At 60.1% G+C, this 21,422-nt stretch carries 29 protein-coding genes, 2 tRNA genes and 1 pseudogene; 12 read left to right on the plus strand and 20 right to left on the minus strand.

Going from position 1 to position 21,422, the window contains the following annotated elements; genetic code table 11:
- Positions 1 to 229: 229 nt before the first annotated feature.
- The 5 genes from NKI32_RS08440 to NKI32_RS08460 all read right to left on the minus strand — a co-directional run bounded on the left by NKI32_RS08440 (position 230) and on the right by NKI32_RS08460 (position 2,668).
- A complete protein-coding gene (locus tag NKI32_RS08440; RefSeq protein WP_352511314.1) occupies positions 230 to 706 on the minus strand; it encodes a hypothetical protein in 477 nt (158 codons plus the stop codon).
- A gap of 23 nt (positions 707 to 729) precedes the next feature.
- The gene (locus NKI32_RS08445; RefSeq protein ID WP_353002499.1) at positions 730 to 936 is read right to left on the minus strand and encodes a hypothetical protein; all 207 of its coding nucleotides are present in this window, start codon (positions 934 to 936) and stop codon (positions 730 to 732) included.
- 195 nt (positions 937 to 1,131) lie between these two features.
- The gene (locus NKI32_RS08450) at positions 1,132 to 1,572 is read right to left on the minus strand and encodes a hypothetical protein (protein ID WP_156033661.1); all 441 of its coding nucleotides are present in this window, start codon (positions 1,570 to 1,572) and stop codon (positions 1,132 to 1,134) included.
- A 38-nt stretch (positions 1,573 to 1,610) separates the two neighbouring features.
- On the minus strand, positions 1,611 to 1,967 hold the full coding sequence (locus tag NKI32_RS08455) for a hypothetical protein (RefSeq protein WP_352511312.1): 357 nt from the start codon (positions 1,965 to 1,967) through the stop codon (positions 1,611 to 1,613).
- Between the two features lie 188 nt (positions 1,968 to 2,155).
- Positions 2,156 to 2,668 carry a DUF4142 domain-containing protein gene (locus NKI32_RS08460; RefSeq protein ID WP_353002500.1) on the minus strand — a complete coding sequence of 171 codons (513 nt, stop codon included), beginning with the start codon at positions 2,666 to 2,668 and terminating at the stop codon, positions 2,156 to 2,158.
- 714 nt (positions 2,669 to 3,382) lie between these two features.
- Here NKI32_RS08460 and NKI32_RS08465 point away from each other — a divergent pair.
- The 4 genes from NKI32_RS08465 (at position 3,383) to NKI32_RS08480 (ending at position 4,870) form a co-directional block, all read left to right on the plus strand.
- Positions 3,383 to 3,814: a hypothetical protein gene (locus tag NKI32_RS08465; protein ID WP_353002501.1), complete on the plus strand. Its 432-nt coding sequence runs from the start codon at positions 3,383 to 3,385 to the stop codon at positions 3,812 to 3,814.
- Between the two features lie 36 nt (positions 3,815 to 3,850).
- Complete coding sequence (locus tag NKI32_RS31550) at positions 3,851 to 4,243, plus strand: hypothetical protein (RefSeq protein ID WP_023743175.1); 393 nt, start codon at positions 3,851 to 3,853, stop codon at positions 4,241 to 4,243.
- Between the two features lie 169 nt (positions 4,244 to 4,412).
- The gene (locus NKI32_RS08475) at positions 4,413 to 4,562 is read left to right on the plus strand and encodes a hypothetical protein (protein ID WP_023834193.1); all 150 of its coding nucleotides are present in this window, start codon (positions 4,413 to 4,415) and stop codon (positions 4,560 to 4,562) included.
- A gap of 98 nt (positions 4,563 to 4,660) precedes the next feature.
- Positions 4,661 to 4,870, plus strand: coding sequence for a hypothetical protein (locus tag NKI32_RS08480; protein ID WP_023708908.1), 210 nt, complete (start codon positions 4,661 to 4,663; stop codon positions 4,868 to 4,870).
- On the opposite strand, the gene NKI32_RS08485 is transcribed toward NKI32_RS08480, so the two are convergent.
- From NKI32_RS08485 to NKI32_RS08495, 3 genes are all read right to left on the minus strand, one after another.
- The gene (locus tag NKI32_RS08485) at positions 4,867 to 5,235 is read right to left on the minus strand and encodes a hypothetical protein (protein WP_155923565.1); all 369 of its coding nucleotides are present in this window, start codon (positions 5,233 to 5,235) and stop codon (positions 4,867 to 4,869) included. The genes NKI32_RS08480 and NKI32_RS08485 overlap by 4 nt on opposite strands.
- Positions 5,236 to 5,674: 439 nt before the next feature.
- Positions 5,675 to 5,926, minus strand: a complete 252-nt coding sequence (locus tag NKI32_RS08490) for a hypothetical protein (RefSeq protein WP_023708906.1) — start codon at positions 5,924 to 5,926, stop codon at positions 5,675 to 5,677.
- A gap of 421 nt (positions 5,927 to 6,347) precedes the next feature.
- Positions 6,348 to 6,749 (minus strand): Ros/MucR family transcriptional regulator, encoded by a 402-nt coding sequence (locus NKI32_RS08495; protein WP_353002502.1) that lies wholly within the window; start codon positions 6,747 to 6,749, stop codon positions 6,348 to 6,350.
- A gap of 270 nt (positions 6,750 to 7,019) precedes the next feature.
- On the opposite strand from NKI32_RS08495, the gene NKI32_RS08500 reads away from it, so the two are divergent.
- From NKI32_RS08500 to NKI32_RS08510, 3 genes are all read left to right on the plus strand, one after another.
- Positions 7,020 to 7,769, plus strand: coding sequence for a Crp/Fnr family transcriptional regulator (locus tag NKI32_RS08500; protein ID WP_023708903.1), 750 nt, complete (start codon positions 7,020 to 7,022; stop codon positions 7,767 to 7,769).
- Positions 7,770 to 8,135: 366 nt separating this feature from the next.
- Entirely contained in the window at positions 8,136 to 8,678 is a 543-nt protein-coding gene (locus NKI32_RS08505; protein ID WP_352511307.1) for a sensor histidine kinase, read from the plus strand.
- Positions 8,626 to 8,952 (plus strand): sensor histidine kinase, encoded by a 327-nt coding sequence (locus NKI32_RS08510; RefSeq protein ID WP_196814989.1) that lies wholly within the window; start codon positions 8,626 to 8,628, stop codon positions 8,950 to 8,952. The genes NKI32_RS08505 and NKI32_RS08510 overlap by 53 nt, the downstream gene beginning before the upstream one ends.
- A 144-nt stretch (positions 8,953 to 9,096) precedes the next feature.
- Here NKI32_RS08510 and NKI32_RS08515 read toward each other — a convergent pair whose 3' ends face one another.
- From NKI32_RS08515 to NKI32_RS08535, 5 genes are all read right to left on the minus strand, one after another.
- Positions 9,097 to 9,390 (minus strand): helix-turn-helix domain-containing protein, encoded by a 294-nt coding sequence (locus tag NKI32_RS08515; protein ID WP_081726104.1) that lies wholly within the window; start codon positions 9,388 to 9,390, stop codon positions 9,097 to 9,099.
- Between the two features lie 324 nt (positions 9,391 to 9,714).
- Entirely contained in the window at positions 9,715 to 10,014 is a 300-nt protein-coding gene (locus NKI32_RS08520) for a DUF1236 domain-containing protein (protein WP_023669226.1), read from the minus strand.
- Positions 10,015 to 10,397: 383 nt separating this feature from the next.
- On the minus strand, positions 10,398 to 10,664 hold the full coding sequence (locus NKI32_RS08525) for a hypothetical protein (protein WP_353002503.1): 267 nt from the start codon (positions 10,662 to 10,664) through the stop codon (positions 10,398 to 10,400).
- A gap of 592 nt (positions 10,665 to 11,256) precedes the next feature.
- Complete coding sequence (locus NKI32_RS08530) at positions 11,257 to 11,541, minus strand: hypothetical protein (RefSeq protein WP_352511305.1); 285 nt, start codon at positions 11,539 to 11,541, stop codon at positions 11,257 to 11,259.
- Positions 11,542 to 11,862: 321 nt separating this feature from the next.
- On the minus strand, positions 11,863 to 12,123 hold the full coding sequence (locus NKI32_RS08535) for a hypothetical protein (RefSeq protein ID WP_023745949.1): 261 nt from the start codon (positions 12,121 to 12,123) through the stop codon (positions 11,863 to 11,865).
- A gap of 833 nt (positions 12,124 to 12,956) precedes the next feature.
- On the opposite strand from NKI32_RS08535, the pseudogene NKI32_RS08540 reads away from it, so the two are divergent.
- From NKI32_RS08540 to NKI32_RS08550, 3 genes and pseudogenes are all read left to right on the plus strand, one after another.
- A pseudogene (locus NKI32_RS08540) lies at positions 12,957 to 13,161 on the plus strand (adenylate/guanylate cyclase domain-containing protein); the annotation flags it as partial.
- 261 nt (positions 13,162 to 13,422) lie between these two features.
- A complete protein-coding gene (locus tag NKI32_RS08545) occupies positions 13,423 to 13,608 on the plus strand; it encodes a hypothetical protein (protein WP_352511304.1) in 186 nt (61 codons plus the stop codon).
- Positions 13,609 to 13,634: 26 nt separating this feature from the next.
- The gene (locus NKI32_RS08550) at positions 13,635 to 14,372 is read left to right on the plus strand and encodes a hypothetical protein (RefSeq protein WP_352511302.1); all 738 of its coding nucleotides are present in this window, start codon (positions 13,635 to 13,637) and stop codon (positions 14,370 to 14,372) included.
- A 45-nt stretch (positions 14,373 to 14,417) separates the two neighbouring features.
- Here NKI32_RS08550 and NKI32_RS08555 read toward each other — a convergent pair.
- Positions 14,418 to 14,494 (minus strand) — tRNA-Asp (locus NKI32_RS08555).
- Between the two features lie 218 nt (positions 14,495 to 14,712).
- On the opposite strand from NKI32_RS08555, the gene NKI32_RS08560 reads away from it, so the two are divergent.
- Positions 14,713 to 14,788 (plus strand) — tRNA-Val (locus NKI32_RS08560).
- Between the two features lie 77 nt (positions 14,789 to 14,865).
- On the opposite strand, the gene NKI32_RS08565 is transcribed toward NKI32_RS08560, so the two are convergent.
- Positions 14,866 to 15,429: a hypothetical protein gene (locus tag NKI32_RS08565; RefSeq protein ID WP_031203220.1), complete on the minus strand. Its 564-nt coding sequence runs from the start codon at positions 15,427 to 15,429 to the stop codon at positions 14,866 to 14,868.
- An 87-nt stretch (positions 15,430 to 15,516) separates the two neighbouring features.
- Between NKI32_RS08565 and NKI32_RS08570 the strand changes: the two genes are divergently transcribed.
- Positions 15,517 to 16,338, plus strand: coding sequence for a M15 family metallopeptidase (locus NKI32_RS08570; RefSeq protein ID WP_352511300.1), 822 nt, complete (start codon positions 15,517 to 15,519; stop codon positions 16,336 to 16,338).
- Here NKI32_RS08570 and NKI32_RS08575 read toward each other — a convergent pair whose 3' ends face one another.
- The 5 genes from NKI32_RS08575 to NKI32_RS08595 form a co-directional block, all read right to left on the minus strand.
- On the minus strand, positions 16,339 to 17,109 hold the full coding sequence (locus NKI32_RS08575; protein ID WP_352624526.1) for an SDR family oxidoreductase: 771 nt from the start codon (positions 17,107 to 17,109) through the stop codon (positions 16,339 to 16,341).
- 12 nt (positions 17,110 to 17,121) lie between these two features.
- Positions 17,122 to 18,117 carry an ABC transporter permease gene (locus tag NKI32_RS08580; protein ID WP_352624528.1) on the minus strand — a complete coding sequence of 332 codons (996 nt, stop codon included), beginning with the start codon at positions 18,115 to 18,117 and terminating at the stop codon, positions 17,122 to 17,124.
- Between the two features lie 160 nt (positions 18,118 to 18,277).
- Entirely contained in the window at positions 18,278 to 19,318 is a 1,041-nt protein-coding gene (locus NKI32_RS08585) for a sugar ABC transporter substrate-binding protein (protein ID WP_352624530.1), read from the minus strand.
- A gap of 41 nt (positions 19,319 to 19,359) precedes the next feature.
- Positions 19,360 to 20,124: an ATP-binding cassette domain-containing protein gene (locus NKI32_RS08590; RefSeq protein WP_023706423.1), complete on the minus strand. Its 765-nt coding sequence runs from the start codon at positions 20,122 to 20,124 to the stop codon at positions 19,360 to 19,362.
- A complete protein-coding gene (locus NKI32_RS08595; RefSeq protein ID WP_352624532.1) occupies positions 20,121 to 21,287 on the minus strand; it encodes an ROK family transcriptional regulator in 1,167 nt (388 codons plus the stop codon). Before NKI32_RS08595 ends, NKI32_RS08590 begins: the two co-directional genes overlap by 4 nt.
- Positions 21,288 to 21,422: the final 135 nt, after the last annotated feature.

Here is a 21,422-nt window from a genome sequence, read left to right on the forward strand (position 1 = left end):
TTGCTGCGCCGTGCGTCCAGGACTCGGGTTGGAGTGGATTATGGTTCGGGGTCACGATAGGAGATCTGCGCAGCCTCGAACCTCCAGTGCTTGCCGCATGTTGGGCAGGGTACAATTGTCACTTTCACGCTCGACCTGCCCGCGTGTGCGTCAGCATGACGATACACTCAAATTCTCACCACGGCTCAAGGTCGACATGCCGTAAGCGAGCCGCCCCGGGAAACTGACTTCAATTCCTTCGCAGCCGCAACGAGGCGCGGTCATTCCCGGCGGCTATGATGAGCTCCATCGCCTGCTCAGGCGTTATGCCGTTCTGCTGGGCAAAATGGAAGTGTTCGTTGCGTTCGTTGGACGAGACCCGGTTCCTGTCGCCAAAATCACGCTCGCTTTTGTTGTCCGTCATCATCTTCTCCTTCAACCTCAATTCGTCGGCCCGAACCGCCCGCTGGAGCAAAACTTCCGAAACCGCCGAACGCGGAGGCTGATCGAGCCTCGCTAGGGCTGCTGCAAGTAGACGAAAGCTCCAACTGGCGAAAGCTGGAGGGTTGTCGAATGCCGGGGTGAGGTCGGCGCACGCCGTGGCATCGCGTCGGCGACCTTCACCACCCGCCCAGAACACGGACGGGAGCAGCCTCGGAATGATTTGCCCGACCGCCAGGCAATGAAGATGGAACTTCGCGACACCGAGTTCCTCGTCCTGTGGCATCAGCAGACGCTCTCGTGGATGTCTTACCCGGGATTCTCGCCGGAATGATCGAAGTGGATGGCGAGGCCAAAGGCGAGCGCTCGCTCGGCGATCATATTGACAAGATGGCTTTCGCCGATCGACAGCGCCGGAAGGGCCTCTTTCAACGCCTCGAGAGCATGCCGTGTCGACAAAAGACCCCGCCGCTTGCGGCTGCTCACATATTGATCGATCAGGCACTCCAGTGGCATCTGCCTGCCTCCGCTTCGGACAGGATCTCGTAGCGTGGCTGCGGAGCGACAGCATTCACATTGGTTAAGAGACGGCGGCGAACGCCATCATGCATGCCGCCAACAGACGGCGGTGGGGCTGATTTACGCCGGGTTGGAGCGCTATCCTAGGGTAAGCATGGCGCGACCGTCGCGCCGGGTTCGGACATTTCGATGCTACTGCTCCGGTACCGCGGAGGTTTGTGGATGGTTGCGTGCCGCCTCGGCGATTTCCGGAATGAACTTCGTCGCGGTGCAGCTTCGGTTTACATTGGCGCGGGCGGCAAATACCTCTTGCCGGCAGACTTGCGAAGCGAGCGCGATCGGCACATGAACCGCCAGTGGTACCTCGGTCTCAGCCACCCCCAGGTGCCTTGCAACCTGTTGCTTCACCTCCGGCCGGCCGAGCGAGACGTCAACGCCGACATCATCCTTGGCGGTCGGCGACGATCCTTGCGCCGGCAGACGATCGTGCTTGCCTGTTTGCGATGAGTCGCTGGATTGTTGAGCCGGCTGACTGGTCTGCGCAGAGGCCTGAGCGCCCAAAATCAGAGAGGCCCCCAGTCCCAAAAAAAGCCCGAGCCCCAAAGACACAATCCGAAGTCCGAATGTGCTCATTGTCATGTTCCTCACCGTGGGTTCAAACTTGGCGCCGCTCAGAGGTCGGTGTTGCTTCGGCCTCTTTCGAAGACAGGGATGTCTTCCTCGTCCTCATCATTGTCACCGGTTGGTATGTCCTCGGCGTAGCTGCGGGTCAGTTCCTCGGTTTCGCTTAAGCCGTCCATCGTCTCATTGGCGCCTGCCCCTTCATCATGACGACCGGTAATTTCGCTGCGGGGCCTTGCGCCGAGCGGCTGGTCGACATCGTCGGCTCCCACGAAACCTGGCTCCGCGCCGTGCCTGTCTTCGTGGCCCACGGGGCTGTCCAACACGGCGGCATCCTCCGGGCGAATGGATTCATCATTGGCGAAGTCACTTCGTCTCGAATGCGAGGTCTCGTTTTGCTTTGGCATGTCAGGTCTCCTGTTCGTTTGGCAACTTCGACGACGCTGGTGCTTGCACGCCGGACTACCTGAGCGACGCACCTTTAGAGTTCCTGCATCGACCACCGCTTAAAGGTTGCAGCGTCCCTGAGGGCGGAGGCAGTGTTGGCCACAGACTCCACAGCGCCGCGAAGAACCAACGTCGTGGCCAGATCCACTCAGCCCTGAGAACCGCTCTTGCTCAGTTGCTGGGCATGTTTGAAATGCTGCCGGATCACCGGCGCGGTCTTTTTCGAATGAGCCGCCAGATGTTTTGCCTGACCGTTTTCTGCATAGGAGGTCATCAGCGTCAGGGCTTCCTGGTGCGCTGCCACCTGGGCGTCGATATAGGCGTTATCGAACGCCCCGCTGCTGTCGTTGCTCAACGCTTCCAATTGGGCAGCATGCTTGCTTGTCATCTCCGGCGCCACTGCGACGTCGTCCTTCTTTGCCGCCGCAATGAGCCGCTTGGAAGAAGTCGTGTGGTCCTTGATCAGCATGCGAGCGAATTCCTTCACTCGTGATGTCTTCGATTTCCGCAGCGCCAACTCACTCGACTGGATCTCGAACATGTCTGAACTCGCAGCTGCTTTGACAAATTCCTGCGGGGACGTCGTCGCGGTCTGAGCCATTGCCCCCGGGCTGATGAGACCGATGGCGATCGCAGCCAAAAGCGCTTTGACGAAATGCATGTTGTGCTCCTGCAATATTGCTTAACTGGCCCAACACGGCCGAGCTGCCGTTGTTCCCCTTGTTGTGACAATAAATACGGGGCGGCAGGCGTAGACCCCGGATGGCTCCGGCTCAGGGCTTTCATCATAGATCCGGCCGTAGCCAAGACCGGTGACTGCGCGGAGCTCAGCGCGGCGGTCGGCTGGTGGGCAGCACGTTGTGCGACATTCAAATCTCCGAAAGAAATCGTCGGCCATCGTCGCGATGCTTCAGGCAGACCAGTGCGATTTTTGTAGGGTTGCGCTGACGGGATTCTGATTCCGCCCGCCGGTCGGGTTCGTCAAGAGGAGCTAATATAGCATTGTATGTCAGATCGGCGGTATTAGCCGCTTACTGATCGTCGCATGGTCCATCTCTGAATCTTGTTGCACCGCACAATATTATTGACGATGGGGTGCTTAGGCAAGGATATTGAATGACAAGTAGAGGAATCACGTCCTAGTCAAAGTAAAATTTTATTATGTCTGACTCTTGCTATTACCAAGTAATGACCCAAGACGCAGCTTTCGCGGGCGGTTAGCTTGTTTTTAAACTCTAGTGCGTCACTATCGGGTCCGTAAATGCCCAAAAATGTCCCATCCTTTGAAGGGCAACAAGGAGGCGTACTATGGCAAGAATTTTTGAAATTCTTATGGGGCAGTCTGACTGCCGGATCTGTTCTCGCAATTCTTTGCATGCCAGCGACAGCAGCTGGAATTAGTGTCGGAGGCGTCGGCGGGGTATCCGTCGGCAGCGGAGGCGCCAGCGCTAATGTGGGCGGCAACAGCGGCGCTACGGCTAGCGTGTCCCTAGGCGGTTCTGGGGCAAATGCCGCAGCCTCCGTCGGCGACACTGGCGGAGCGACTGCTTCCATCGGAACCGGCAGCGCCAATGTCGGTGTCGTCACCGGGGTTGGTACCGACGTAAATGTCGGCGTTGGAACCAATCCAGCCGCCAACCCCAGCAACCCGACCGCTTCGAGCAACCCGAATCTGGCTAGCGTTGTCGGCGATATGTCGAACGCCCAGGTCACTCGGATGAAGAAGCGCTGCGTCGAAGTGCTTAGCAACGAAGACACCTATGACCGTGACCTGCGCCGGCTCTGCCTGCTGATCTCGCGCCGCTAACCAGCGACCCCTTTCCGACCTGTCGGGGCTGTCGACATGACACTCTCTAGTTCCGACAGTGGAAGCCCGCCCGCCGAAAGGTTGGGCGGGCTTTTACAGTCAGCGTCCTTCCATCCGCAGCAGACAATCGCGCTTGGCATCAGCGACCTGGCCGAGCAAGCGATGGAAGACCGCGCGGACAAGCTGGGCATATCCTGCGCAGAGGAAGTCGGCAGCGTGTACGCGGCGATTCTCGGTGCTATCATGCACCGCGATGCCGCTTGGCTGACTGACCGAGGCCGCGCTATATCGCGCCCGGCGGGCGTATTCAGCTCAGCGAGCCTCTGCCGGGGGGAAGCCAAGACCATCTTTCACTTGCTCGACAAGGCCGGACTTGAAGGCAAGGTGTCGAAGCGCAAGGACAGCAAATACCGTCGACCAACTGGCTGAAGGCCAAGTGCTTTGCGAACGACGAGTTCGATCTGCTCGGCGTCGAGCGTGAAGCGGGCAAGCCGGCGTTCGCTGAGGATGACACAAATCGCCGTGCCTAAGAAAGATCAGGAGCGCGCCACCTACGCCTGGATGTACGGCGCCCAAGCGCGCAAGGATGGCAAGGAGCGTGAGGTGCCATTATTGGCAGGAACATGCCGACGGGTGGCTGCAGGGTTTTGACGGTGTGCCGATGGCTGGTTTTGGAAAGACCAAGACCGTCAACGACGAGATGGAAGCCGAGGTCGACGAAGCCGCCGTCGAGCGGCCCGACGAATAGCCATTTTGCCATGTGCCGTATGTTCGTTTTTGATTGAAGAAAGGGTTTCGTCGGGCTTATAAAGATTGCGTTTACCATTGCCTTTTTGGGAGGATGCGATGGTTGCAACGCCCATAGATATCGCTCAAGCGGCCACTGCGACTACGGCCACCTTGCTGAAGTGGCAGAAGTCCATGGAGGAACGCGCCACGTTTCGCCAGAACATGGATCAATCGCGCAGGGCGATCCAAGCCTCACGCGATCTGCTGAAGCGCCTTCGTCAACGTCATCGCGACGACGATAGCGGCGCGGATGCACTAAAGGATTAGCCGCCAGGGCAGATGTGAGACGGAGGTCCGGGAACGGATTGGGGCCACGTGCGGCACCTAATGTCGCGATGGTGATGGCCGATGATGTGCTTGAACAGGAGATTGCCCATCTCCTGCATTGCCGTCATATCCGGGTAAGCCGCTAAAACGGAGCCTTCACCACCGACGCTGCCGAGCAGCGGGATCAACACGAAGCTGTCATCCCGAAACTTGCTTATGGTGGTGATCGTGAAGAAATCGTAGTCGGGATAGGCCTCATCAAGCAGGGCGCTGATCTCGGCGAGGAATTCAGGCGTCTCGAACTGTGCGCCGATCGGCGGCACCACAATCATGTCTTTGCATACTTGCATCTCGCGCCTTCCCAAGCCGTCTCATCGTGAGCGGCTGTTCCGCCAAGGTCAAATCACGTCTTCCCTGCCGATGATCTGGAGTCAGCAAAGTTATTCACACGTCGACAAGATGGTTAGAATTGTCGCGGTTCGGTTAAGACCTCGATCATGAGGCGTGGCGCATCGTGTTGTTGGGTCTACATATTGCCTTCCTGACCCTACCCGGTAGCTCAAGCCCGTTGCCGTAATTGGCAACGGGTTTTTTTACGTCTTCATCTGGCACAGTTGATCTAATGGTATGGAAACGCGACGACAACCAAGCAATTCTGCCTTAAGCGGTCGATTCCTCGGATGTAGCCGTGACTACGAAAACCCGCTGTTGCGCGCGCGGCGGGGTTTCTTGGCATCAAGACGCTACCCCGCCCTCAGGCCCGTTGCTTAATTGCGGCGGCCTTTACAGGTCCGGCGCCGCTATCTACTGCTGAATAGGTGGAGTCACGAGACCCGGAAAGGGCAACACGTTGCCGCCCGTCCCCCGCCGGCGGCGCAGTTCAATCTCGCGATAGACCAGGGTGCCCATCACCATTTCCGCGCTGGCGATTTCCGATCTCGATGGCAACGACTTGAGCAATTGGTGCAGTTGTCGCGTTTCCATGGTCGCAATGTGGGCGGCAATGGCTTCGATGCTATCGCCCAAATTCGCCAGTAACCCTGCGGACATCTGCATCGCGCTACTCTACAGCCGGGAAAACGTGTTGAGATGCAGACGCGACCTTTGGCCTTCTGCAAAGGCCAAAGCATAGGATTCGAGCTTGAATGATCGGGTGAGTTCCTGGTCTTCCTCGACCACGCGAACAAACCACTCGCCACAGGCTTCGCCAACTTCGACACAAGGGCGTGCTTTGCGAATTGGAATGATATCAGCCAGGGCGTTGCCTCCCAGCAATCAGGCCAAACGGGATTGTAACGTCGTAAGCGGTCTTCAACAAGAAGAGTTTGGGCAGCAATACGAAACTGAGGTGTGGGCCACAAATGGCCGGCGCCATGGGTTGGGGAACCTGGGTGGGCACCGGCCAAGAGCGGACAGGTCCGCCGCGATGCATACATCGTCGATTGGTGCCGCAGTGGTAATGGTGTGATCGCGGAAGCTACGCTTTAGCCTTAGCCGCCGGCCTTGCCTTGCCCGTTACAGTTGCCGTGGGCTGCGGTGCCTTCCTACCCAGACCGATCGACTTCGCCATGGCAGACCGTGAGGCCGCATAGTTGGGAGCGACCATCGGATAAGTGGATGGCAAGTTCCACTTTGTTCGATACGCGTCAGGAGTGAGACCGAAATCCACGCGCAGATGTCGCCGAAGGGTTTTGAACCGCTTACCATCTTCAAGACAGATGATGTAATCGGGAAATACTGACTTCTTCGGATTTACCGCAGGCACTGGTTCTTCGGTCGCGGCAGCCACGCGATGGCCAATCCCAGACAGCGACGCGTGCACTGAGACTATCAGGTCCGCCAAACCCGCGACCGGCACGGGATTGTTGCTGACGGTCATGGTGTGAGTCCTCGAATTTGAGAACGATCTATTATAGCTGCTGCCGCAGCTGCGCAACTCGAGGCCCGATGATGGGCCGCTTCCCTCGTAAGCACCAATCCTGTTGAGCCTGTGTTTGCCGATGGAGGAAAGGACCATCCGAAGCAGTGCCAGACTTATCACAGGTTAAGTCGGTCCGGTGTTTATGATATAAGGTCGGGCATCATTCGCGTTCTGCTGGCCGCGGGTGACTGAGAGACCATAGCGCTCCCGCCCAAACGGAGAGCCGACATGCTTTATCAAAGCCCATTAACCGCCAAGTTCCATCGTGCCTTCACCCTCACGTCAGGTGAGCGTCAAGCTCTCGACGCGGTAAGAATAAGGATCGTTGCGATTGGCGCAAACCAGAACTTGGTTCGGGAAGGCGACCAGCCGTCCCGGTGCATAATGGTCCTGGCTGGCTTAGCCAGCACCTCGAAGGTAACAGGAGACGGGAAGCGTCAGGTCACTGCTTATCATGTGCCTGGCGACATGCCCGATCTGTTGAGCCTGCACCTCGATCTGTTGGATAGCGACGTTCGAACGGTGAGCGCTTGCAGTGTTGGCTTCATAGATCACTCGGCTATACGGCTGCTCTGCGAACGCCACCCCAGGCTGGCGGCAAATCTTTGGCGAACGACACTGGTTGATGCATCGATTTTCCGCGAATGGGTGGTCAATGTCGGGAAGCGCCAAGCGCTTGGCCGAGTGGCCCACCTTCTCTGTGAAATCATGCTACGTATGGAAGACGCCGGACTCGCGTCCGATCAAACCTGCGCTTTTGCTGTGACTCAAGCTGACCTTGGCGAGGCGACAGGGCTGTCGGCAGTCCACATCAACCGCACGCTCAAGTCTCTTCGGGAGAAGCGCCTTACATCACTTGTGAATGGCCAATTGACCATCCATGATTGGGAAGGACTGGCCTTTCTTGCTGAGTTCCGGCACGATTACCTGCACTCAGCAAGGACCAATAAAACGGCCGAGTTCATGTCAATGCACTGATTGCTCCAGGGGAAAATCGCCAGAAATGCGGATTGGCTCCAAGGGTAGCCGGACCACTTGTTGGCCTTCGCTGACCATCAGCGGTGCGATCGCCCCCCAAACATGTTTTGCCATGGTGGCGCGGCGGAAATGATCAGCAGGTTGATACCAAGCCTGTCTGGCTTGCTTCTTTTTGATGCGGCAGGCGGGGCCGCCTTGCCCCAGGCCAAACGCAGGCCCCAAACGAAACCGGCCTCACTTGGTGCACGCTCCTTTTACCGCGCGGTCAATGCTTTGATGGCGCGTCGAAGCGTTAGCGCAAGGGGTTCACTTGCGCGCAGAGTGCATTCGAATGCTTACCGGCCCACACGGGCGTTGACTATCCGTATGGCCGTCTGGGTCGTGGAGGTTAACTGGGACGGGACACCTGCTCTCCTTGCCAGCCTTCGGAACGTTTCCTCGCAGCGTGCGCAGGAGGAACGTCGACGTCAATCCGAGAAGCTCGGAGCAATTGGCCGCCTCGCAGCCGGCATAGTTCACGATATCAAAAATCTGATAGCAGCGTTCGACTCGGGCCTGCGGCTCCTGCAAAAGCAACTCGCCGAAAATCCCGGCGATCCGAAATCAGCCATCCTGATCGACGAACTGCTCAAACGAACACAGAACGGCGGGGCACTTACGCAGCAATTGCTTGCGTTTTCTCGGCGCCAGTCGCTTACGCCCGAAGGCATTGATCTGAACGGACGGATCGAACAGCTTTCGATGCTGCTGGAACGAACGCTCGGGAGTGCAATCAAAATTGAACGCAACTTGGACGCGGCGCTTGGCCCTGTTCTGGTCGACCCCAACCAGCTCGATGTCGCCATGCTCAATCTGGATGAACGCCAAGGACGCCATGGCCGGCGTGGGAACGCTCACAATCGAGACTAGCGATGTCCCTGACGACATCGACGACGTGCATTCACTGGCGGGTTCGTGCGTTCGTATGACCGTGCGCGATGCCGGTTGCGGCATGAACAAGGAGATTCTGGCGCAGGTCTTCGAGCCGTTCTTCACCACCAAACCCGATGGACGCGGGACTGGACTTGGACTTAGCCAGGTTTATGGCTTCGTCCAACAATCCGGCGGGCACATTCGGATCGAGAGCGAAGCTGGTGAAGGAACAAGCGTCCACCTTTTTCTGCCGCGTGTGCAGAAGCAGTAACCAAGCTCTGCCGGGATCGCTTTGCATTGGGTATGGCGGAAGTGACGTGGCCAGTCCGCCAAAGCAATCCCGTAGAGCGACATAATGGGTGGTTAGCGGCCGCTTTAGAGATCGGGTGCAGAGGGTACACGGGCTTTTCCCCCTTTATCCTTTTTTCTCCCGGCCGCGCCACCGTCTATTATCGGCGGCTAGGCCGCTATCACCTTCTGAGCGGGTTAGCGATGGAGTGCCTTGGACGGTGAAAACGATTCCGGCATCCTCAAACGCTTTGCGGATGGCGGCGATGTTGTGGGGACGCGGTTTCCTGTATCCGTTCTCAAAAGCGCTGATCACCATCTCGCTAAGATTGGCCTTGGCGGCAAGTCGCACACGCGGCCAGTTCAATAGGGCTCGTGCTGCTCTGACTTGATCTGCTGAGAGTAGGGTTCGGCTGTCCATAGCCAGTCGAACATTTAGTATCGCTAAACTGTTCCTCTTGACCTTCTGCGATTTCTAACGGTGTGAGGCCGGCCTGTCGCAAGCCGTCATCGATTATGGCTGCAACCTTTCGGACGGTTGTTACCTCGGCTCCAACAAGACGTGCTGCCTGCATTCTTGCTTGGAGATCAGCCAAGCGGGCAACCAGGGCTTGCGTCCCCTCGAGTTCAGGGTTCGTCATGTTCATTGTCCAGCTGAGTGGCAATTTGAATTTGTCCGGCTGAGTAGCGTTTGAATGCACACACTCGCCACCCAAGGGTGGCGAGCGTGGGTTCGTTCGAAATCTCAGTCGTAAACTTTCACGATCTTGCGGGTGCCCGGATCGACCAGGACCGTGCGGTTGTCGACCACCACGTAACGGTATTTGACGTTCGGGACCTCGTGGATCTCCACAGTTTCCGGCAGAGCTGTCCCGACGTTCAATTCCACGCCGGGAAGGTTCACCGAAGCCAAGGGCTGCTTCTTGACATACTCACGGATGACCGTGTCCTGTTCCGGCTGGATGATAATGTCGTCAGCGGCGGCGGAGCCGATCCCCGCCAAGAGCAACATGGCTGCGGCGGTGTTCACAAAGTGCATCTTCATATCTTCTCTCCTGCAAGGACCGGCACACGACGATCATCGTCCCGCACTGCCCGGCAACCAACTTTGAACCGGGGTAAACGTTCCCGCCTACGCACCTTTGTCTAATCCGATTGGTCTAAAGTCCGACCGTACAACGCAATGGTCTTACCTTTGGACTAGGCGGAACGGATTAGGGCTTCAGGTTGTTGGTTCTCCACAACGGGAGAGAACAAATGGATCAAAGTGTTGGCCAGGCGCGATGGTTGCTCGCACCGATTTTTGCAACAGCCGTTACCTTTCTGGTAATGGCGGTCGTCCTTAGCTGACATGTCTTGGATCGGCGCAGCCAGGTCCCTTCCTGCGCTCATAGGATTCGCGAGTTGCTTGAGCGGCTGGCGAATCCTCTATTTTACCGTGCGCTGGGCCTGCTCCTTCAGCAGGCGGGGCGCTTCGTTCAGCTCATGTAAGTTGGGAGGTTTACTATGCATCGGCGATCCTTTTTGACAGCGATGTTTGGCGTTGCAGGGGCAGCAGCCTTTGCAAGCGCGGTCCGGCCTATCAACGCATTGGCCGGTGTTCCAGCGGCCAAAAGCGGCATTCTCGAAGAACTCGACGCGCCAGACGCCTTCGACAACGAAGGTACTCACGCGGAAGTGGAGCCGGTCAACCATCGGCGCTACTACGACCAAGATTACGACCCAGACTACGACCCAGATTACTACCACCGGCGCCGCCGCCGCCGGCGGGGCTGGAGAAGAGTCTGCCGTAGTTACTGGCGACACGGGCGCCGTCGGGTCCGGTGCTATCGCCGACGGGGTCCTTCGGTCGTCTTGCGATTTTAGCTAGTCGGCTGCTTCTGCCCATGGCCCGTTCCGGCTGACGTGCTGAGAACGGGCCGGTACGATTCCTTTTTCGTGGCAAACGCAATCCATCTGAGGGCACTCATCAGCAGGGCCGATGGACCTGACTTACAGCTTGGTGGTGCCGCTGTGTGTGGTGCGCCAGGAGCGGTCTGACGATCCCTCTGTGCAGCGCTTCGGCTGCCGCCAGCCTGGGAAAGCTTTTCGGAACGTTTGGTTCTGGCCGTTAGGCCACGGGGCCAAGCTCAGCCATCAGGACACCCCGCAAGCGATGAGCAGCGGGGCCTGGTAAGGCCCGGCGACCTCCTTTTGACATACGGGGAGAAACCAAGAAGGGCGCCGAGCCTTACCGGCGCTGCTTTGAGGGAGACGACGCCGGACGAGATGAGAGTAGGCGATCATGCTAATTTCTGCGAACCATGCGAATGAGGGAAAGCCGTGTGCGATTCTTCGCTATCCAGCCACGAACCTCTGCCTTTCGGACATGGCGGTCCGTCGCTCGATCGATGATGAAGAACGCCTGATGTAGCTGCTCGACTTCGTAGAGCCCGACCCGGATCTCGAACCCTGTCTGGCGGGTGGCATCGAAGTCACCGGGACCGATGACAGGGAAGGCGACGACGATGGCGAAGCGGACGACGAGCGCGAAGCCAACGATGCCGAGTATGGCTTCATAGAGGGAGGGCAAGGCCTATAATTGTCCGGTCGAGAATGAATAGCCCGCTGCCTCACGGTGGCTGGCTTCAGTTTTTGTGTGGCACGATGTAGCGACTGCTCACCGCACCCGCCCCTGTGCCCCGCGTGACGACAATCGTGCTATACCCGGCTGGAACGGAACCTGTAGCGGAGGGGTCGATCGAACTGCATCGCCCGACGATCTCCCCGTTGGGAGCGCCCTCGAGCCTCACGGCTAACGCCAACTGGCATGTGTCAAGGGATCCGAACATGGCCGGTGATGTATCGAGTGGCTTGCAGACTCCCTGGGCGGGACTGCAAGAAAGCAAAATCATCACAGCTGCAGTTGCCGGATCCATTCGTGAAGCTCCGTTGTTCGACGAGCCTCAACGCGGAATAGCGAGCTTTGTTTCGCAGGGGCTAAAATATGAGTTTTCTGGTCTGGCACGGTGGCGGGCTTTTCATTGTCACAGCTTTCGCCTCTCAATTGTCCGGATCCCGAACGGTAAAACAGCCATCCGACGAGACACACCGAGAGGATCGCGATGGCCAGAAGGATGCCGCCGGCAATGTTCACCATCAACATGAAATCCATCGGACCTCTCCCTCTTATATGCCGACAGTCGGAAACTCGTGAAATCAACATGGGTGAACAGGTTGCGAACATGCTGCTACGGTTTTTGCAGACCCAAGAGATGAGACGAGACGGACCAGCACGACAGGGACTAGCTCTCGTCGCAACAAATTGACACACAAGGACTCGACGGAGTCGAACGGCAAGGGCAGGGACGCCATCAAGCGAATTTCAAAACCGGTGCCTTGGCCGACGGGCAATCGCTGATAACATCAAGGTATGCCCTGAGGCGACGTTACAAGGCAGTGTACTTGGGTGCAGCCGTCCGCAGGCGGCCGAACTCTCGCCTTCCAGAGGTTCTGGAGTGCGCCGACCGACCCCGTCGTGCTCGTCAATGTGTAGGTTTGCAGTGTGGTGTTCCTTCAAGGTCAATCAGCAGCTTATGCATGGAGGACCACGGCAAGCGGCGTTTTATTCCCGGACAGCGCAAATTCTGTCTCGACAATGTGATTGGTCCGGGCGCCTCGTTTTTTAACGCTCTTTGGCCCGCAACATCGGCCGTCCAGTTCGGGAATATCGGGACCTTTCAAGAATTCGGATATTGTGAGAGCAGCGACGCGTCGTGCGACGAAGGGGAAACAACTTCGCAGTCTCGTGCGACAGCGGCAAAGCTGCCTTCCTCAGCAGCGTCGAGTAAGTGGCGAAGCAGGCTTGTGTCCGTCACTGCAGTCAATTTCCACCCGAGCCGAGATGAGGCGCCTGGCTCAGCGTCTGCTTGCCGGCATCCTGTGTGGGGCGGGAGCGCGGGGGGCAGTCCAGGCGACCGGCAGGCAACGCTCGCGTCTGTCCATCGCGGTGATGGGAGCCTCGTCGAGTTCAGCAGCGTTGTGGAAGCAGTCCGCTGCGCGCGTCAGAACGCTATTGCCAAGCGGGGTGCCCGATGATCGTCGCATTGAGTTCCGGATTGGCATTCACCTGGGTGACGTCGTGCAGGAGCGCGATGACGACCTGATGGGTAATGGCGTCAACATCGCCGAGGGTATCCGGGTTGCCTGGGCGTAGCGGCTTCGAAGCCGCCGAATATAAGTATTCTCGCCCTGTGGCGGCCGATTCTGCGATTAAGAATTGGACGAATAGGCATGGGGGAGAAAGGCCGTTATTCTAAGCCTCATCCACCCTCGATGCGGGAAATAACGAGATCATGGAGTAGGAAAATCTCATGCTATGCGGCGGAGGTGCTTACAAGGGCGAGATTCACACCCGCCCAACGACAAGGCGCCCATCCCCTGCCCGATGGACGGTGGATAGAGATTTGGTGCCATGAGCCAAACCCACACATTACAACCGTCATCTATCCGCTTCCCGGTACAACCACGGCTGGTGCCGGCGATCAAGGCGGCGTACTTCGCCGACCTGCCGCCAGCCGACATCACCCTCGAGCTGCTCGACGACGGTATGGCCGTCTGCTGCGGGTCAAAGGTGTCGACATCGCCTACCGTGCCGTAAAGACGTGGCGTTCGCTCTATAATTTCATGGCCGGCATGAAGCTATGCCCGGCCGGCTCCGACCCGTCGCAGGCGATCCGCCGCCAGACGCCACCACCGCGCCACCAGACCTGGACGGCAGGCGAGGCGGTGCGCATGGTCAAGTGCGCCTGGCGCTCCGGCTACCGCGGACTGGCCTGCATCATCGCCGTTGCGTGGGACACGAGCTTCTCACCCGTCGACGTGCGCACTCTCACACCGGCGCAGGCAATGCAGACAGCGCAGGAATGGGGTTTTCTGATTGCACGCAGCAAGAGTGGCGAGGCGGCTTTCGGCACGCTATCGTCACGCACGCAGCGCCTGGTGCTGGCCTATGTCGAATCACTAGGCGTCACCCTGCTCGACGATGCGCCGATCTTTCGCTCGCGCGGTTTCGCGCCGGGCCCGAAGGGCGGGCGGCCGCGCGCCGGCGTGCCTTACACCAAGGATTCTCTGGTCGACGACTTTGCCGATCTGCGGACGCTGGTGTTCGGGACAGCGGAGAAGCGGCGGCTGATGGACATGCGGCGTTCCGGCGCGGTCGAGGCGAATGCCGGAGGCGCGTCGGTCGAGGCGATCTCGGCCAAGATGGGCAATTCGATCGACGGGAACAAGGCGCTGCAGAAGACCTATATGCCGGTCAATCTGGCCGCCGTCCGCTCAGCCGATGCCAGCCGCCGCAAGGGCAGAAAGCTGCTTCGCCTGGAACGGAACGAATACAGAAAGTTGAAACTCTCCGGAGAATGAGAGTTGAAACTTTTCAAGGGGCGGTAGCTAACCCCTTGAAATTAATGGCGCGAGTGACGGGGCTCGAACCCGCGACCTCCGGCGTGACAGGCCGGCACTCTAACCAACTGAGCTACACCCGCGCATTGGACGAGCACGTGTCAGCCGTGTTCGTCGTTGGGGCGGTGGATAAGGGGTTCGCCACCGGGTGTCAAGCGCAGCTGGACAGCATAAACGCAAACAGGAGAAGGTTTTTTGACGGGCGGCACTTTGCCCGCGAAAACCACTGTGCGGCTAAGCTCGCAGCTGTTCATTTGGCCTTGCGAAGCCGGTCGCGACCGCTTAAAGGTCCGGCCGGAGCGGGCGATTAGCTCAGTTGGTAGAGCGCTTCGTTTACACCGAAGATGTCGGCGGTTCGAGCCCGTCATCGCCCACCATATCCCGGCCGACATATCTCGAATGCCGGGCGCGGCCGCAATGAGCCGCACCCGCCGTTCTTTCCCGGCGCGCTAGCCTATCGCTTGACGTAGCAGTTCTTCTTCACGCGGCGGATGGGATCCTCGCCAAAGGCGTCGACGCTGCATGTGACGCCGTTCCTGAATACACCCTGGACGTACTGGCCACGCGCCCCGTATCTCACCACTTTGCGGCCACGGAACTCGCAGAACCGCCCCTCCGAGGCGCAAGCCACCCATCTGCCGCGGCCCTGGCCGTAATCATTATCGCCGTAATTGTCATCATTGCCGTAATTGTCGTCGTCGTTGTCACCATAATCATTACCGCTATCGCGCCTCGCAATATAGCAGGCCTTGTCGCGGCCGGGCGCCGGGTCGCCGAAGACGCGATTCGAGCAAGGCACGGAACGACGATCGAAGAAGCGGGAGGTGGTCTGGCCGCGCGCGCCGTAGACCACTTCCGAGGGGTAGGGCAGGCGGCACGTGCCGCCTTCATCGGCGCATTTCTGCATGCGCTGGGCCGACGCGGTGGCGGGGAAAAGGATAGAAACGGACGAGGCCAGGCCGACCAGGCAAATGAATGTAAACGTCATCCGGATCAAAGCAGTGAAGGTTTTTGACATGATTTTGTCTCCCGTTCGATTCGACCAGCATGGTACAGCTGCCTTGTTAAATGCACGATGAATGAAAGCCCTCGCGGAGGCAGCACAATGATCGACCATCCACGGCGGCTGATGTTACAACTGCTATTGGCATTGGCAATCTCTGGTATTGGGCGCTTCGCCTATGCAGGGAATGCGGGCGACGGCGTCGACCAGCCGGCGGCCAAGGCCGCCTTGCTCAAGGTCTATCCCGGACTTTTCACCATTTCGGGCAATGTACTGACCTGGACCGACGGCACCACGATGGTGTGGGACGACGGCAAGGCGCGCGAAGCCGACGCGCTGCTGGAGAGCCCTGACATCGAAGACATGTTTCGCTACGTCTATCCCGGAGCAGCCGAGGGCGCGCTGGTCCCGGCGGAGGATTTCGATCCCGGCCGTATCCGCAATGAACCTTTCTTCGAGAAGCTCTACGGGGCAAGTGCCGCCGAGGTGGGCAAGCACATCGCCAACGTCAAATGGTTGCCGAAGCTCGGCAAGAAGACCGTGCAGGTCACCAGGATTTTCGGCATCAACGACCGGCTGGGCAAGGTCTCCGCTGCGCTTGAGGCGATGCCCGCGGAGCTGAGCCGTTACGGGCTCAAGCCCGGCGGCGGCTTTGTCTGGCGGCCGATCGCCGGCACCGACCGGTTGAGCGTTCACTCGTTCGGAGCGGCCTTCGATATCAATGTCGGCTTCTCCGACTATTGGTACAACAACAGGAACAAAACCAACCCGAAGGCCCACATTCCCTTCAAGAACCGGATTCCGCTGGAAATCGTGGAATTGTTCGAGAAAAACGGCTTCATCTGGGGCGGGCGCTGGTATCACTACGACACCATGCACTTCGAATACCGGCCTGAGTTGCTGCTGTACAAGAAATCCGGCTGATCACGGCGGCAGCAGCCGGAAATCCTTGCCTTCGGGCAGCAACTGGCCGCCGTCGACGACGATGGTGGTGCCGGTGATGTAGCTGGCATCGTCGGAGGCGAGGAACAGGAAGGCGTTGGCGACGTCGCGCGGACTGCCGAGGCGTCCGAGCGGGATCGAATCCTCCATGTTCTTGATGTAGGCGGCGCCGCGATGCAGCTCGATCGCTTCGGTCAGGATGTTGCCGGGCTCGACGCCGTTGACGGTGATGCCGTAGCCCGAAAATTCCAGCGCCGCCGAGCGGATGAAGCCGTTGATGCCGGCCTTGCTGGCGGCATAGTGGCCGTGGCCGGGGCTGGTGACGTGCGGACCGGTGATCGACGAGGTGTAGAGCATGCGCCCGTAACCTTGCACCTTCATCGGCGCCAGCGCCGCCAGCGTGGCGTTGAACGTGCCGCGCAGATTGACCGCCATCACCCGGTCCCAGTCGTCCGGGCTGGTGTTTTCGATCAGCTGCCAGGGATAGATGCCGGCATTCTGCACGACGATGTCGAGGCGGCCATGGCGGCTCAGCGCCAGCGCCACCGCAGCTTCTGCATCGGCCATTTGCGAGATGTCGGTGCGAATGAAATCCGCGCCGAGCTCGTCCGCGGTCGCTTGACCGGCCCCGGCTTCGCTGTCTGCCAGGACCAGCCGCGCGCCTTCCTCGGCAAAGCGCTGCGCGATGCCCTTGCCGATGCCGCGCGCGCTGCCGACGATCAGCGCGACCTTGCTTTCGAGCCGTCCTGTCATGCCAGCCGTCTCCTATGCCAGTCTTTGGCGAATGGTTTGCTTGAAGGCGTCGAGCAGCACGGCGGCGAGCACCAAAAGGCCGTGGATCACCTGGGTGAAATTGGCCGGCAGGCCCATCAGGTTGATTGCCGTGTTGATGGAGGAGAGCAAAAGCACGCCGGCATAGACGCCGGGCAAGGTGCCGACACCGCCTTTCAGGCTGACGCCGCCGATGACGACGGCGGCAAAGGCGTTGAACAACAGCCCGGTTCCGAGATTGGCGGTGGCGCCCGAGGTGCGGATGGCGAGCAGCCAGCCGGCGAGGCCGGCGATGGCGCCAGCCAGCACGAAGGCGATGATCAGGTTGCGGTTGACGCGGATGCCGGCGCGGAAGGTCGCTGTCTCGTTGCCGCCGATCATCACGAGGTGGCGGCCGAACGGCGTCTTGGCCATGATCAGCGAGAACAGGACGAAACAGGCGACGGCGATCCAGGCGGTCAGCGGCAGGCCCGCCAGCCGCTGGATGCCGAACCAGCGGATGGCCGGCGCCAGATCCTGTGCCGAGCGGCCGCCGGAAATCACCAGAACCAGGCCACGCACCCAGATGTAGGACGCCAGCGTGATGATGAAGGCGCTCATCTTCACCTTGACCACGAGATAGCCGTTGAAGACGCCGATGAGGCCACCGACGGCCAGCGCAACGAGCAGCGAAACCGGAACCATCAGCCATTGCGGATTGAGCTGTATGCCCATGCCGATGCCCGATGAGCAGAACAGGATGCCGACCGCCATGGCGCTGAGCGCGGCCACCGATTCCACCGACAGGTCCATATGGCCGGCAATGATGACCAGCGACAGGCCGATCGACATCACGCCGAGAACGCTCGAGGCCTCGATGATGTTGGCGAAGATGCCGAGCTGGAAGTAGTTCGGGACGAAGATGGAAAAGACAACCAGCACAAAGATCAGCATGAACCAGACGAGGTTGTCGAGGACGAACTCCAGGGCTTTGCGGCTGCGCGGGTTCATGGGCTGATCCGGTTGGCGCTCCCGAGAAAATCAGGCTGAGAAATCAACTCGATTTCGTCGGGTTCAGGCGCGGGTTTAGGTTCGCCACGGTGTCCTGGGACGCGGCGTCGTGAATGGGCAGGCTCCGGGCCGCAATGGCCCGGAGCGCTTCGCTAGGCGACTATTCGACAGACTTGATCGTGTCCGTCGGCGGCTTCTGGTTGCCCCAGAAGGCCGGATTGTCGACGTTTTCCTTGGTGATGGCGGCGCCCGGGATCTTGATGTTGGGGCCCCAGCTCTCCTTCGTTACGGTCGACTTCAAGCCGAGCACGTCATACTCGCCAGGCTTGATTTCCTGCTTGCCGGCGATCTTGTCCATGAACATCGCCACGGCCGCGGCCTGCGCGTAGAGCGGTTGCTCGACTTCGACATTGAGCCAGCCCTTGCGGATCAGGTCGAGACCGACCGGAGCGCCATTCGAGCTCATCAGCAGGACGTCGCCCGGCTTCTTGCCGGCGGCCTCGAGCGAGGCGACGGCTGCGACCGACAGGTGCGCGGCATGGCTGAAGATCAGGTCGATGTCGGGGTTGGCGAGCATCTGGTCGGCAACGATCGTGCCGGCGTTGCTGGCTTCCCATTGCATGGCCGGCAGCGAGATGATCTTGACGTCAGGAAACGCCTTCAACTTCTCCTCGAAACCCTTCTGGATGTCGAGCGTGTAGGGATCGCCGGGATCGCCGAGCACCTGCAGGATCTTGCCCTTCACAGAACCGTTCTTGGCGGTCAGAAGCTTTTGCGCCTGCTCGGCGGCGACGTAGCCGATCTCGACCGTGCCCGCCACCGAGGTGAAATCGGACGGGGTCGAGGTGATCTGGCGGTCGAACTCGACCACCGGGATGCCGGCCGCTCGCGCCGCTTCGATGGACGGCTTCAGCGCGTTGAAATCGACGGCGGCCAGGATGATCGCCGCCGGCTTCAGCGCAATGACGTCGTTCATCTGCGATTGCTGCGCGTCGGTCTTGTTGTCGGCGTTGAGTGTTTTCACCTCATAGCCGACCTGCTTGAGGAACAGCTCCAGCGCGCTCACCGAGCCGGTCTGGAATTCATCGAGCAGGGTCGGGACCATGTAATAGACGGTGCCCTTGGTCTGGGACATTGCCGGCGTGAGCGAGGCAAGAGCCAGTGCCAGGATACCGAAGACAAGAACCAGTATTCGCTTCATGTCGTTCGCTCCTCTTTTATACCGGACCCCTCTTTTGTCCCTCAACCTGCCGGTCCGGCACCGGCAAGCGTCTCACCGGTGATCATGTTGATCACCGCATCGGGACTTGTTTTGTTGCGCGCGACATCGCCGGCCACGACGCCTTGCCGGATCACCACGATCCGGTCGGCAACCTGGAAGGCCTGTTGCATGATGTGGGTGATGATGACGACGCCGATGCCCTGGTTGGCCACCTGGCGGATCATCTCGAGACCGCGCCTGGTTTGTTCGACGCCGAGGGCGGCGAACGGCTCGTCGAGCAGCACGAGCTTGCCGCCCCAATGCACGAAGCGGTTGAGCTCGATGGCCTGGCGCTGGCCGCCCGAGAGATGCTCGACATTGGTGCGCAGCGACGGGATGCGGGTGCCCGCACTGGCCAGCGCCTTGCCGACCACGGCCTCCATGGCGCGCTCGTCGAGGATGGGGATACCGAGAACCTTGCGGGTGATTTCGCGGCCCATGAAGAAATTGGCGACGACGTCGACATTGGTGCAGAGCGAAAGGTCCTGGTAGACGGTCTCGATGCCGGCGGCCTTGGCCTCGGCCGGCGTTTTCGCCAGGAATTCCTTCCCCTCGAACAGCATGCGGCCGGAGCTCGGCTCGAGGCCGCCGGCGATGATCTTGACCAGCGTCGACTTGCCGGCGCCATTGTCACCGAGCAGCGCCACGACCTCGCCCTTGCCGATCGAGAAGCTGATGCCTCTGAGCGCATGGATGGCGCCGTAATTCTTGGTGACGTTTTCGAGTACCAGCAGCGGTTCGGTCATGCCGCCACTCCCTTGCTGTGCATGAGGTCTGGCCGGCGCTCGCGCTCGGCAATGAACATCTGGCCGAAGCGCGGCGACAGCACGCCCGAAACGGCCAACGCGGCAGCGCCCCGCAGCACCGAATGCTTGCCGCCGGTCGCCACCGTCACGCGCGGTGTCTTGCGGTCGCGCCGCGCCGAGACCGAATTGGGAAGCTGTCCCGCCGCGCCGACCAGCTTTTCGAGCAGGTCGGTGGGCGCGAGCCCGCCGAGGATGACGGTTTCGGGGTCGAACACATTCTCTATGGTGACGATGGCGTTGCGGAAGATCGGCGCGATCTCAGCCACCCAGGCGGCGTCGCTGATGTTGCGGCGGCGACGTGCTTCCAGCGAGAGATACCGTTCGAGGCAGCCGCTGTTGCCGCATGGGCAAGGCTCGCCACCGGGAACGGCAGGGATGTGTCCGATTTCGCCGGCATTGCCCCAGGCGCCGCGCATCACCGCGCCGTCATGCACGATTACGCCGCCGAGGCCGACGCCGAAATAGAGGTAGTAGTATTCGGAATAACCGGAGCCGAGACCGTAAAGCCGTTCGCCCATGGCCGCCGCCGCCATGTCGGTTTCGAAGAAGGCCGGCAGCCCGGTCGACGCCGCCAGCCGTTCCGGCAGCGCGACATCCTTCCAGCCGGCCATGGTCGTCGGGCCGACGAAGCTCATCGACTCCACGCCGAACGGTCCAGGCAGCGCCATGCCGATGCCGAGCACGCGTCCGCCGGGCCGCAGCGCGGTCAACTCGGGCACCATCGCGCCGATCAGCTCGAAGGCATGGTCGGGCGTCGCATGCGGCGCCTCGCGATGCATGCTCTCGATGACATCGCCGCTGAGATTGATGAGCGCCGCGTCGATCCCCAGCGGGGTGAGGTGGACGCCGACGGCATAGCCGCCCTCGGGGTTGATCCTGAGCGTCGCCGGCGGCAACCCGCGTCCGCGCGGCTCTTCGCGCAGCGACAGCACATAACCATGCTCTTCGAGTTCGCGAACGATGGTCGATACGGTCTGGACGGTGAGGCCGACCCGGCCGGCAATGTCGCCGCGAGCGATGGGACCGTGAAGACGGATGGACTCCAGCACGATGCGCCGGTTGTAAGGCCGCCCGAACTCCTGATTGGTCCCCCGCAGTGCCATGTCCCGCGCCCCATAGGAAGACCAAGACTTGCACAGGCAATTTATTCAGTCAAATGGAATTCAAAAATAATTCGTGACGGTTCCCGGGCGCGCTGCAGGACCTGTCCCATTCGTCGCGCTGGCCGATTGCAGCCG

Source organism: Mesorhizobium sp. M0761 (assembly GCF_040320205.1).
Taxonomy (GTDB): domain Bacteria; phylum Pseudomonadota; class Alphaproteobacteria; order Rhizobiales; family Rhizobiaceae; genus Mesorhizobium.